Genomic DNA, 11,717 nt, shown 5'->3' with positions numbered 1-11,717 from the left:
GTGGCCTGGCTATGCCGGGCCGAGCACCCTGGAGGTCACCAGGGAGCGCGCGGCGCCGGCGAAGAACTCCTCCGAGCTGTCGTGGACGCCGAGGATGACGGCCTGACCGAGCCCGGACAGCAGCGCCTTGAGTGCGCGGGCCAGGCGTACGGCCTGCTCCGCCGTGACGGGCACGCCGTCGTGCTCACGGCCGGCGAGGTGGCGTACCAGGTCGCCCTCGGAGGTGTTGACCGCGGCGTTGAGCTTGGCCAGCAGGTTCGCGTCGTTCAGCACGAGCTCCAGCACGCGGACCTCGAACAGCAGCAGTCCCGCGGCCTGCGGATCGGCCGACATCCGCCAGAACTGCCGGGCGATGACGTCCACGACGTCCTCGAGCGGGCGGTCCGGCGGGATCCGCTCGACCGGCCGCCGGTCGAGCGGGCCGGTGTAGTCGTCGATCATCGCGACCATCAGCCCGTCCTTCCCGCCGAACAGCGAGTAGACGGCGCCGGTCGTGAGCCCGGCGAGCTGCGCGATCTCCTCCAGTTTCGCCCGCGCGCCGTCCCTGCCGACGACCTCCCGTGCGGCGTCGATCAGCGCGCGCTTGTTCGCGGCCTTGCTTTCCGCCCTGGTCAGTCGCATGTCGAGTCTCCCGGAGTCGAGTCGAGCGAAACGATAATCTAGATTATTAGGATAATCCAGATTATCTTTGCGTGCATGAACGTCGACGCGTACATGAACCAGGTGCCCGACCACGCCGCTTTCCCGTCCGTGGACCAGATGCACGCCGAGCTCGACCACCTCGCCGCCACCCACCCCGACCTGGTACGGCTGCGCCACATCGGCACCTCCCGCCTGGGCGAACCGCTCCGCGTGGCCACGATCGGCGCCGGCCCCCGCGACGCGGTCATCATCGGCGGCCCCCACCCCAACGAGCCCATCGGCTCCCTCACCGTGAGCAACCTGCTGCGCCGGCTCATCGACGACGCCTGGCTGCGCGAGGAGTTCGGCTACCGCTGGCACCTCATCCCCTGCGTCGACCCGGACGGCGCCCGGCTCAACGAAGGCTGGTACGCGCGGCCCGGCGACCGGCGGGCGTACGCCGAGCACTTCTACCGCCCATGTGAGGCCGACCAGGTCGAATGGACGTTCCCGCTGACCGGCGACGGCTACACCTTCGACCGCACGCTGCCGGAGACCGAGGCGCTGATGCGGCTGATGGACGAGGTGAAGCCGGCCTTCGTCTACTCCCTGCACAACGGCGAGCTCCAGGGCGCCTTCTACTACCTCAGCCGCGAGGTCCCCGGCCTGGCCGGAAAGCTCGCCGCCATCGCCTCCGGCCAGGGCCTGCCGCTGCACATGGGCCCGCCGGAGATCCCGAGCGCCAGGCAGATCGGCCCGGCCGCCTACATCACCCCGCGCGGCGCCGAGCTGGGCCCGATCTACGGCACCGGCGGCGGCAGCGCCGACTACGCGGACCGGTTCGGCGCGCTGCACCTCGTGACCGAGCTGCCCTACTGGGCCGATCCGGCGGTCTCCGACCAGACACCGACCGAACAGGTGTACAGCGACTCCATCGCGGGCTTCCTCGCCGGACAGCGGGAGCTGATCGCCGCACTGGGAAAGTCCATGGCAGCCGTCAAGGACGACCTGACGGTGGCCTCGCCGTTCCGGCGTGCCCTGGAGGACTTCCTCGCCACCCACGACGCCTTCGTCTCCGAGTGGGAGGGCTTCCCCGGCGCCGACCGGCCGGCCACGGTCGCCGAGGTCGTCGGCAACGAGCAGCTCAAGCACAGCATGCGGCTGCGCTACGGCGGCACCATGCTGCGGCTGCTGGACGCCGAGCTCGCGGCGGGCAACCCGACCCCGGCCATCCGCGCCGAGCGGGCCCGGATGCGGGAGCTCTTCGACTCCTGGTGCGCGGAGGCCGACAACGGGTTCACCGCCACCCCGATCCCGATCCGCACGCTGGTCGCCGTTCAACTCGGCGCCGCGCTGCTGGCCGCGGAGGCCGCCAAGCACCCCGGATGACCGAGGTTGTCGAGGTTCTGTGAGGGCAAACCGGGTCGATTCGCCTTGCGTGGCGACCCAGCGCTACGGAAGGATCACACAACTACGTAAGACCAGCAGCGAGGAGGCTGTTGTGGACCCCCAGGCCGGCATCGACCGTTTCGGTTACCAGCAGGAGTTACGCCGCGGGGTAGGGCTCGCCGACCTGGTCTTCTACGGCCTGGTCATGATGGTGCCCATCGCACCGTTCGCCATCTTCGGCCTCGTCTACTCGCGATCGGGCGGCATGCCGGTCATGGCGTACCTGGTCGGCGTGGTCGCGCTGCTGTTCACCGCCATGTCCTACGCCCAGATGGTACGGGCGTTCCCGCTGTCCGGATCGGTCTACAACTACGCCGGCCGCGGCATCGCCCCGCCCGTCGGGTTCATGACCGGATGGGCGATCCTGCTGGACTACCTGCTGGTGCCCAGCCTGCTCTACCTGGTCGCCTCGATCGCCATGAACTCCACCCTGCCCGGCGTCCCCGTCTGGGCCTGGCTGATCTTCTTCGTCGCCGTCAACACCGCCATCAACCTGCGGGGCATCCGCATGACGATCACCATCACCAAGGTGATGATCGTCGCTGAGCTGGCCGTGCTCGCCCTGTTCCTCGCCGCCGGGGTCTGGGCCCTCATGCAGGGGTACGGGCGCGGGTTCAGCCTGGCGCCGCTGTTCAACCCGGACACCTTCTCCTGGCCGATCGTGTTCGCCGCGGTGTCGGTGGCGGTGCTGTCGTTCCTCGGCTTCGACGGGATCAGCATGCTCGTCGAGGAGTCCACCGGCGGCTCCGCGCAGGTGGGCCGGGCGATGCGCATCGCGCTGCTGCTGGCCGGGGTGCTGTTCATCACCCAGGTCTGGGTGGCGGCGCTGCTCGTACCCGATCCGCAGGGTCTTCTGACCAGCGCCAGCGGCACCGCCTTCTACGACTCGGCCGAGGTGGCGGGCGGCGAGTGGCTGAGGCAGGTCACCTCGACGGCCACCGCCATCTCGTGGGGCATCGCCAACACCCTGGTCGCGCAGGTCGCGGTCTCCCGGCTGCTCTACGCCATGGCCCGCGACCGGCAGCTCCCCTCGTTCCTGGCCAGGATCTCGGTCAAGAACGCCGTGCCCGCCAACGCCATCCTGCTCATCTCGGCGCTCTCCGTGGGCCTCGGGCTGTGGATGGCCACCCGTCCGGACGGTGTCGACTTCCTCAGCAGCTTGATCAACATGGGCGCGCTGGTGGCCTTCATCGTCCTGCACCTGTCGGTGATCGTGCACTACACGATCCGCGGCCGGTCCAGGAACATGTGGGCGCACCTGATCGCGCCGCTGGTCGGGCTGGGCGTGCTCGTCTTCGTGGTGATCCACGCCAACGTGATGGCGCAGGTCGTCGGCCTGATCTGGTTCGTGGTGGGCGGCGTGGTCCTCGGCGCCCTCTACCTGCTCGGCCGTCCGCCCACCCTGCGGCCGAGCGCGCTGACGAAGGAGCCGGTGTGAGCGCGGAGGTCCCGCCGCCGCTCTACCAGGACCTCTTCATCGTGTGCCACCACGAGAACGGCAAGCCGCTCATCCACCGCTCCTCCATCTCCCTCGGGCTGGCCGGGGCGGTGCTGATCGACCTGGCCCTGTACGGGCGGATCCGGCTCAAGGGCCGCGCCGTGGTGGTCGCCGACCGCACCCCCACCGGCGACCCGGTCGTCGACGCGTACGCGGGGGCGTTCCTGCGCGAGCGGCCGGAGCAGGACGCGGTGACTTGGGCCAAGACGGTCGCGGCCGACAGCTATGACCGGGCCAGGCGGCAACTGGTACGCGCCGGCCTGCTGACGGAGGTGACCGGGCGCCGGCTGGGCATGCTGCCGTACACGCGCTACCGGGCCGACATGGCCTCGATCGTGCGCGCCTCGACCGACGTGCGCTCGGCGGTGAGCGGCTGGCGGGAGATGGACGCGCGCGGCGCCGCGCTCTGCGGCCTCGTGCTGGCGCTGCAGGTGCACACCGAGCTCTACATCGGCCAGTCGCCGGCCCAGCTGACCACGACCCTGCGGACCATCGTCAACGAGCACTCGCCTCAGGTGAAGGAGCTCGTCGGCCTGTTCGAGGCGCTGATCGGCGAGGCGGCCGTGGCCGTGTACCGCTGAGCGGCACCGCCGTACGATCACTTCACGCGAAACCCCTCACAGGAAGCCCGCCCATGAACCACGAGCGTTCCGACCTCGCCGCGAAGATCCAGCCCGACGTCCCGCACGCGGCCCGCATCTGGAACTACTGGATGGGAGGCAAGGACAACTTCGAGGCCGACCGGGCCGCCGGCGACGCGGTGGCCCAGGTGTATCCGGACATCGTGAAGATGGCCGTGCAGTCACGCGGGTTCCTGGTGCGCGCCGTCGGCCACCTGGCGGGCGAGGCCGGGATCTCCCAGTTCCTCGACATCGGCACCGGCCTGCCGACCATGCAGAACACCCACGAGGTCGCCCAGTCGATCAATCCGGCCTCGCGCATCGTCTACGTCGACAACGACCCGCTGGTGCTCGTGCACGCCCGCGCCCTGCTGCGCAACACCACCCCGGAGGGCGTCACCGCGTACGTGGACGGCGACTACCACGAGCCGGAGCTGATCGTCTCCGACGCCCACAACGTGCTCGACTTCACCAAGCCCATCGCGGTGATGTTCATGGGCGTGCTGGGGTACGTCGAGGACTTCGAGCTCATGCGCTCGATCGTCGGCCGGGTCATGGACAGTGTGCCCTCGGGCAGTTACCTCGTGCTGTGGGACGGCACCGCCACCGGCGAGGCCGTGGCGGAGGGCAGCGACAAGCTGGCGGAGAGCGGCGCGGTCCCCTACTACCTACGCTCGCTCGAGGAGCTGGCCGCCTGCTTCGAGGGCCTGGAGATGGTGGAGCCGGGACTGGCCCCCATCTCGCAGTGGCACGACGAGGCGGCGCCGTTCATCGACGCGCATGGGGCGGTGGCGCGAAAGCCTTGAACGTTCGCCCATGATACGGTCGTTTTCATGACGACCGTTTCTGATGTGATAGACGTGGACGTGCTGATCATCGGAGCGGGCCTGTCCGGCATCGGCGCCGCGTGGCGCCTCCAGCGCGAGCGCGGCTGGACGTACGCGGTGCTCGAAGCCCGGGACCGCCCCGGTGGCACGTGGGACCTGTTCCGCTATCCCGGCGTCCGCTCCGACTCGGACATGTTCACGCTCAGCTACCCCTTCCAGCCGTGGCGCGGCAGGAAGTCGCTGGCCGACGGCGACAGCATCCGCCGCTACATCGAGGACACCGCCCGCGAGCACGGCATCGACCGGCACATCCGCTACGGGACCAAGGTCGTCTCCGCCGCCTGGTCCGGCGAGCGCGGCCGGTGGACGGTGCGGACCGGTGACGGGGTCTGGACGTGCGCGTTCCTCTACATCTGCGCCGGCTACTACGACTACGAGCAGGGCCACCAGCCGGACTTCGACGGCGTGGAGCACTTCGGCGGCCGGTTCGCGCATCCGCAGTTCTGGCCGGAGGACCTCGACGTCACCGGCAGCCGGGTCGTGGTGATCGGCAGCGGGGCCACGGCCGTCACGCTCGTGCCCGCGCTGGCCGGGAAGGCGGCGCACGTCACGATGCTCCAGCGCTCCCCGACGTACATGAGCGCGCTGCCCGACGTCGACCGGACCGCCGACGCGCTGCGCCGCCTGCTGCCCGCGCGGCTCGCGCACACGCTCGTCCGCGCCAAGAACGTGCTGCGCGGCCAGCTCACCTACTGGCTGAGCAGACGCTACCCGGAGCGGACCAAGCGGTATCTGCGCCGGGGGCTCCTCAGGTTCCTGCCCGACCCGGCCTACGCCGACCGGCACTTCACGCCCGGCTACCAGCCGTGGGACCAGCGGCTGTGCGTCGTGCCCAACGGTGACCTCTTCCGCGACGTGACCGCCGGGCGGGCGTCGGTGGTCACCGGCCGCATCGCCCGGTTCACCAAGGACGGCATCGCGCTGGAGTCGGGCAAGGAGCTGGCGGCCGACGTCGTCGTCTCCGCGACCGGGCTGTCGCTGATCCCCCTCGGCGGCATCGCGCTGGCGGTGGACGGCGAGCCGGTCGACCTCGCCGCCACCACCGCCTACCGGGGGCTGATGCTCGGCGGCGTGCCCAACCTGGCTTTCTGCGTCGGCTACACCAACGCGTCGTGGACGCTGCGTACCGACCTGTCCTCCCGCTACGTCGTACGGCTGCTCGCCCACATGCGCCGGCACGGCCTGAGCACGGCGATGCCCGCCTTCCCGCGCGACGGCGCCCGGCGGCCCCTGCTCGGCCTGACCGCCGGCTACGTCCAGCGTGCCGCGCACCTGTTCCCGCAGCAGGGCGAGCGCGACCCGTGGCTGGTCACCCAGAACTACCTGGCCGACCTCGCGAAGTTCGCGTTCCTCGACGTCCGCAAGGGCATGATCTTCGGGTGACGTAAACTCTTCCCGCTCACACACCCCTGGAGGGCCACCGCATTGGACGTCCACGTCCCCACCCGGATGCTCGTCGAGGCGCTCGTCCGCACCGACCTCACCGTCGACGCGGGTGAGCTCTACGCCACCGCGGAACAACTGGGCATGACCGATCAGCAGGTGCGCCTGTGCATCAAGCGGCTGGTCGCGGAGGAGCGCTTCGTCCAGGAGGGCCGCGGGCGCAAGGCGATCCTGCGGGCCACCGGCAGCGCCGAGCGGGCGATGGGGCTCGACGTCGAGTTCGTCGCCCACGCCTACCGGCAGGACGCCGGGCTCGCGCCCTGGGACGGCACCTGGCATCTGGTGGGCTTCGCCGTACCGGAGAGTGCGAGGACGGGCAGGGACGCGCTGCGCGCGGCGATCACCGCGCTCGGCGGGGCGCCCGTGCACGGCGGCCTCTACCTCAGCGCCAACGCGTGGGAGCCCTACGTCGAGGAGCACGCCCGCCGCCTGGGCGTCCTCGGCCACGTCACCTTCCTGACCACCCGTGACCTGCGCAGGGGCGGGCAGGACGACCCGGTCGCCCTCGCCCGCGACCTGTGGCCGCTGGAGGAGATCGCCGGGCGCTACGACCGCCTCGCCGCGGTCGCCCGGCCGCGGCTCGATCTGCTGCGCGGCGCGAACCCGCTCACCCCCCAGGAACGGCTGACCATCGCGGTGGAGCTGGCCGCGGAGTTCACCCGCGCGATGGAGGACGACCCGCTCCTGCCTCCGGAACTGCTGCCGCGGCCCTGGCCCGGAGCGCAGGCCCGCGAGCTGACCGCGACCTGCTGGAAGCTGCTGGACCAGCAGATCGGCTCCGGCATCCGCCTGTTCAAGCTCTACGGCACGCTCACTCCACGATGACCCGGACGGACGCGGTGTGCCCGGCCAGGTCGGCGAAGAACCGCTCGCCGTCGATCGCGGTCTCCGGCGGGTGCACGCCCGCCGGCACGCGCTCCACGTCGAGCAGCTGGGCCAGGCCCAGCGCGGCCGGCAGGCCGGTGGCCTCGTCCATGCCCGTCATCAGCGTCTCGGCACCGGCCAGATGGGCCAGCACGGTACGCGGCCGTCCGTCCGCCGTGCCCACGGCGGCGGCGAAGAACGCCGGCAGCGAGCCCGGCGCCTTGAAGCCGAACGCCCGCATGGCCGCCCGCATGGCCCGCCGCGTGGTGGGCTTGGCCAGGGCGGCGGCGGCGCTCTCGTTGGTGAGCCGGCCCTCGTCGAGGTCGGTGCGCAGCACGTCCAGGTAGGCCGCGGTGCCCGGCGTGACGACCATGAGGCTGGCCGACTCCCCCGTCAGGGGGTAGCTGCGCGCCAGCGTCACGGGCTCGGGATGGCCGACGGTGTAGGCGGTGCCCTGCCGGCCGCCGGGCAGGTCGAGCGTGACCGGCCGCATGGGCGGCCGCTGGACGACCTGCCCGCCGCTGACCACGGCGACCGTGCCGCTGATCTGCTGCATCCAGTGCACCGCGGCCGCGATCGGCCGGCCGTCGGGCCCGCTCAGCTCGGTCTGCTCGGCGCCGGAGCCGGGGACGTCGACGGGCCAGGCGGTGTAGAGGTCCGTCACGGTGTCGAGATCCGCCACGGCGCGGGCCGCGAGCAGGTTGCTGACCCCGGGACTGGCGCCCATGCCGATCACCGCGCGCACGCCCGCGGCGCGGGCCCGCCCGTCGAACTCGAGCATCTCCAGGGTGGGTTCCCAGTCGTCGCAGATGTCGAGGTAGTGGGTGCGGGCGAGGATCGCCGCCCGCAGGACGGCCGGGCCGAAGCGGTAGTAGGGCCCGACCGTGTTGAGCACGACGTCGGCCTCTTCCAGAGCGGCGGCCAGCCCGTCCGCGTCGGTGACGTCCACCTGCCGGGCGCTGAGCCGTGCCGGGACGCCGTCGAGCTCCTTGACCAGCCGGTGTGCCGCGTCCAGGTCGCGGTCGGCGACGACGATCTCCCGCACCCCGGCGAGACCCGCTGCCACGCGTACCGCGACCCTGCCCATCGCTCCGGGGCCGCCGAGGGCGAGAATTCTCATCATTACCTCTCATGTCTTCACCTATCGTTTTTCATACGATAGAACGAATTATGAACATATCAGCGGTTTCGCTGTTCCGCGAGAGGCCGGCCAGCCGGATGATCGCGGTAGAGGCGGCCAGCACGCTGCCGCTGGCCGTGATGGTGCTGCCCTACCTCCTGGCCGGGGACGACACCGCACCGGAATGGGCCCAGTTGCTCGGACTGGCGATCATCGTCACGCTCTACCTCACCGCGCTGCACACCTGGCGCCTGGTCCTGGCCGGCGGCCTGCACCCGAACCCGGCACGCCCGCTCCAGCTCCGTGACGAGCGGCGGCTGCGCGTCCTGGTGCTCGGCTACCCGGTCCTGCTCGCCGTGCTCCTGCCGATCCCCGCCACCTGGACGGCCTTCTGGTTATGGGTCACCGTGATCAGTGCGGCCGCGAGCGCGGTCTCCGCCGTCCGCATGATCGTCATGCTGCACCGCCGTTGACACTGGAGGTAGTCGTGGTCAGAAGCTTCACCTCGCGGGCCGCCGGGCCGTACGAGCGTGGTCTTGAGTTCGGTACGGCTCACGCGCGCGACATCGCCCGCACCGTGACCGGGTACCGGATGATGTTCGACGGCCTGGCGGGGGCAACGGTCCGCATCGCCGAACCGGGCGCGCGGGCGTTCACCGCGATCGAGAAGTGGGCGCCCGACCTCGCCCGGGAGATCGAGGGCATGGCGGCGGGAGCCGGGCTGCCGGTCGAGGACCTGGCCGCGATCAACGCGCGGACCGAGATCCTCGCCACCCTGCCCGCGCCGCCGCGCGGCGAGTGCTCGGCGGCCGTCGTGCTGGGCCGGCCCACCAGGGCCGGGCAGACCTGGGACTGGGCCGAGGCGATGGCGGGGAGCTGGCTCGTCTGGACCATCCCCCACCCGTCCGGGCACGTCGTGCGCACCATGACCGAGTACGGCATCGTCGGCAAGATCGGCGTCAACTCGGAGAACGTCGGCGTGCTGTTCACGTTCCTGTCGCACGCGCGCGACGGAGAGGCGATGGGCGTGCCCGTTCACGTGGTGGCCCGGCGGGTGCTCGACGAGGCCCGCGACCTGTCCTCGGCCACCGGCCTGCTGGTCTCGCCCGAGGTCTCCGCCTCGACCTCGGTCACCGTGGTCACCCCGGACTCCGCGATCACCGCGGAACTCCATCCGGGCGGTCCCGCGTGGGTGCTGCCCGACGACGACGGCGTGCTGGTCCACACCAACCACTTCCTCGACCCGGTCGCCGCCGCGGGCGACCAGGTGCCGCGGGAGTACCCGGACACGTTGCTGCGCCACCAGACGTTGCGACGGCGCCTGCGCTCCGGCGGGCCGCTGACGGAGGCCATGGCCGACCACTCCTCGGGGAGTAAGAGCATCTGCTGTCACATGCCGGCCGGGGCCGTACTTCCGGAGTGGGAGCAGCGCACGCTGGCGACGATCGAGCTGCACGTGGACCGCGGTGACCTCACCGTCCACGACGGCGGCCCGTGCGGCGTGCGGCCGGTCGGCCCGGCGTCATGATGGGCCGTCCTTCCGTGGCGATCCCTGTGAGAACAGCTGGGGAAGGACCTCCGTGGCGATCAGCTCCAGGTGGTCGAGGTCGGTCAGGTCGCTCAGCCGGAGGTACACGCGGGTGGCGCCGACCTCGGCGAGTTCGCCGATCCGCTGCACGAGCACGCCGGGCGGGCCGATCACCGGGTCCTCCGGCGGCAGCGCGCTCGGCACGTGCAGCGGCGCCGACCTGCGGCGGATCTGCGCGGCGTCACGCCCGATGGCGACCACGACCCCGGCGGAGAGCACCAGCGGGGGCAGTTCGCCGCGCGCCCCTTCCACCCGTGCGAAGGCGTGCGCGGTCTGCTTCACGGTCGCGAACGGCATGTTGAACTCGTCGGCGTAGCGGGCGGCCAGCTCCGGCGTACGCCTCGGGCCGCGGCCGCCGACGATGATCGGGGGACGGGTGGACGCGGGCCAGGTCCGGGTGATGGTCGCGAGCTGGTGTTCCAGCATGTCGAAGCGGGCGCCTCTGGGCGGGAACGGGATGCCGTACGCGAGGTGCTCGCGCTCGTACCAGCCGGCGCCGATGCCCAGGTCGATCCGGCCGCCGCTCATCCGGTCCACCTGGGCGGCGAGCATCGCCAGCGCCCCGGCCGGGCGGAACGTCGCGCAGGAGACCAGCGTGCCGAGCCTGATCCGCGAGGTCTCCCTGGCCAGGCCCGCCAGCGTCACCCACGCGTCCGTCGGGCCCGGCTCGCCGCGGGAGCCGACGTCGGTGGTCTGGTAGTGGTCGGCGCGCAGCCAGCCCTCGAATCCGCACCGCTCGGCCAGCCTGACCATGCGCAACTGGTCGTCGTAGGTCGCGCCGCGATGCGGCTCGGCGAAGAGGCTGACCCGCGTGTTCACCGGCGTACCAGCAGTTCGTGCAGGTCGGCGCTGCACCGGGCGACGTCGGCCAGGTGCGCGTTACGGCCCGGCGAGCGCGGCCGCGGGATGCCGACCTTGACCACCTCGCGGACCCGGCCCGGCCGTGGCGTCAGGACGGCGACCCGGTCGGCAAGCAGCACCGCCTCGTCGATGGAATGGGTGACGAAAATGACAGTGGCGGAGTTCTCCATGTGCAGGCGCTGGAGTTCGGCCGATAATTCCGCGCGGGTGAGCGCGTCGAGCGCGGAGAACGGCTCGTCCATCAGCATCACGCGCGGATTGCCGATGAGCGAACGGCACAACGCCACCCGTTGCCGCATGCCGCCCGACAGTTCGTGCGGCAGGCGTTTTTCCGAACCGGCCAGCCCGGTCATGTCGAGGAGTTTCCGCGCGCGATCGCGGTGCCCGGCCTTCCGCCAGCCGAAGATCTCCACGGGCAGCAGGACGTTGTCGAGCACCGTCCGCCAGGGCAGCAGCGCGGGGCGCTGGAAGAGCATCGCGATGTCGCGCCTGGCCTTGGTCACGCGTTCGCCCGCCACCGTGACCTCGCCTTCCGTGACGGGCAGCAGCCCGGCGACGATCCTGAGCAACGTCGACTTCCCGCAGCCGGAACGGCCGATGACCGCGACGAACTCCCCCTCGGCCACCTCCAGGTCGATCTCGCGCAGCGCCTCGACGGTGCCCGACCGTCCGGTGAAGGTACGGCTGACGCCGGCCAGTCGGATCATCGAACAGACTCCCGGACTCGGTGTTGTCCTCGACGTTACTCTCGTGTTTCCTAGGTCAA

Annotated in this window: 12 protein-coding genes; 8 read left to right on the top strand and 4 right to left on the bottom strand. The window is 71.3% G+C overall.

The features are described from left to right. Positions 1–9 precede the first annotated feature (9 nt). The gene (locus ACIBKY_RS05395) at positions 10–621 is read right to left on the bottom strand and encodes a TetR/AcrR family transcriptional regulator (protein ID WP_397094601.1); all 612 of its coding nucleotides are present in this window, start codon (positions 619–621) and stop codon (positions 10–12) included. 75 nt (positions 622–696) lie between these two features. Between ACIBKY_RS05395 and ACIBKY_RS05390 the strand changes: the two genes are divergently transcribed. The 6 genes from ACIBKY_RS05390 to ACIBKY_RS05365 all read left to right on the top strand — a co-directional run bounded on the left by ACIBKY_RS05390 (position 697) and on the right by ACIBKY_RS05365 (position 7,343). Then, positions 697–2,010, top strand: a complete 1,314-nt coding sequence (locus ACIBKY_RS05390) for a M14 family zinc carboxypeptidase (protein WP_397094599.1) — start codon at positions 697–699, stop codon at positions 2,008–2,010. Positions 2,011–2,122: 112 nt separating this feature from the next. Continuing rightward, positions 2,123–3,508, top strand: coding sequence for an APC family permease (locus tag ACIBKY_RS05385; RefSeq protein ID WP_397094598.1), 1,386 nt, complete (start codon positions 2,123–2,125; stop codon positions 3,506–3,508). Continuing rightward, positions 3,505–4,149 (top strand): GPP34 family phosphoprotein, encoded by a 645-nt coding sequence (locus ACIBKY_RS05380; protein WP_397094596.1) that lies wholly within the window; start codon positions 3,505–3,507, stop codon positions 4,147–4,149. The genes ACIBKY_RS05385 and ACIBKY_RS05380 overlap by 4 nt, the downstream gene beginning before the upstream one ends. Before the next feature lie 53 nt (positions 4,150–4,202). Further along, positions 4,203–4,994: an SAM-dependent methyltransferase gene (locus ACIBKY_RS05375; RefSeq protein ID WP_397094594.1), complete on the top strand. Its 792-nt coding sequence runs from the start codon at positions 4,203–4,205 to the stop codon at positions 4,992–4,994. 27 nt (positions 4,995–5,021) lie between these two features. Continuing rightward, positions 5,022–6,458 carry a flavin-containing monooxygenase gene (locus tag ACIBKY_RS05370; RefSeq protein ID WP_397094592.1) on the top strand — a complete coding sequence of 479 codons (1,437 nt, stop codon included), beginning with the start codon at positions 5,022–5,024 and terminating at the stop codon, positions 6,456–6,458. Between the two features lie 42 nt (positions 6,459–6,500). Beyond that, positions 6,501–7,343: a PaaX family transcriptional regulator C-terminal domain-containing protein gene (locus ACIBKY_RS05365; RefSeq protein WP_397094590.1), complete on the top strand. Its 843-nt coding sequence runs from the start codon at positions 6,501–6,503 to the stop codon at positions 7,341–7,343. Here the strand turns inward: ACIBKY_RS05365 and ACIBKY_RS05360 are convergent. Continuing rightward, on the bottom strand, positions 7,330–8,505 hold the full coding sequence (locus ACIBKY_RS05360; RefSeq protein WP_397094589.1) for a saccharopine dehydrogenase family protein: 1,176 nt from the start codon (positions 8,503–8,505) through the stop codon (positions 7,330–7,332). The genes ACIBKY_RS05365 and ACIBKY_RS05360 overlap by 14 nt on opposite strands. Positions 8,506–8,552: 47 nt before the next feature. Between ACIBKY_RS05360 and ACIBKY_RS05355 the strand changes: the two genes are divergently transcribed. Further along, positions 8,553–8,975, top strand: a complete 423-nt coding sequence (locus ACIBKY_RS05355; RefSeq protein ID WP_397094587.1) for a hypothetical protein — start codon at positions 8,553–8,555, stop codon at positions 8,973–8,975. Positions 8,976–8,989: 14 nt separating this feature from the next. After that, entirely contained in the window at positions 8,990–10,030 is a 1,041-nt protein-coding gene (locus ACIBKY_RS05350; protein ID WP_397094586.1) for a C45 family autoproteolytic acyltransferase/hydolase, read from the top strand. Here ACIBKY_RS05350 and ACIBKY_RS05345 read toward each other — a convergent pair. Both ACIBKY_RS05345 and ACIBKY_RS05340 read right to left on the bottom strand, forming a co-directional pair. Further along, a complete protein-coding gene (locus ACIBKY_RS05345) occupies positions 10,025–10,909 on the bottom strand; it encodes an LLM class flavin-dependent oxidoreductase (protein ID WP_397094584.1) in 885 nt (294 codons plus the stop codon). The two genes, ACIBKY_RS05350 and ACIBKY_RS05345, sit on opposite strands and share 6 nt — an antisense overlap. Then, positions 10,906–11,658, bottom strand: a complete 753-nt coding sequence (locus tag ACIBKY_RS05340; RefSeq protein WP_397094582.1) for an ABC transporter ATP-binding protein — start codon at positions 11,656–11,658, stop codon at positions 10,906–10,908. The genes ACIBKY_RS05345 and ACIBKY_RS05340 overlap by 4 nt, the downstream gene beginning before the upstream one ends. Positions 11,659–11,717 lie beyond the last annotated feature (59 nt).

Source organism: Nonomuraea sp. NPDC050394, assembly GCF_044459065.1.
Lineage (GTDB): Bacteria > Actinomycetota > Actinomycetes > Streptosporangiales > Streptosporangiaceae > Nonomuraea.
This window is presented reverse-complemented; position numbering and strand designations above follow the sequence as displayed.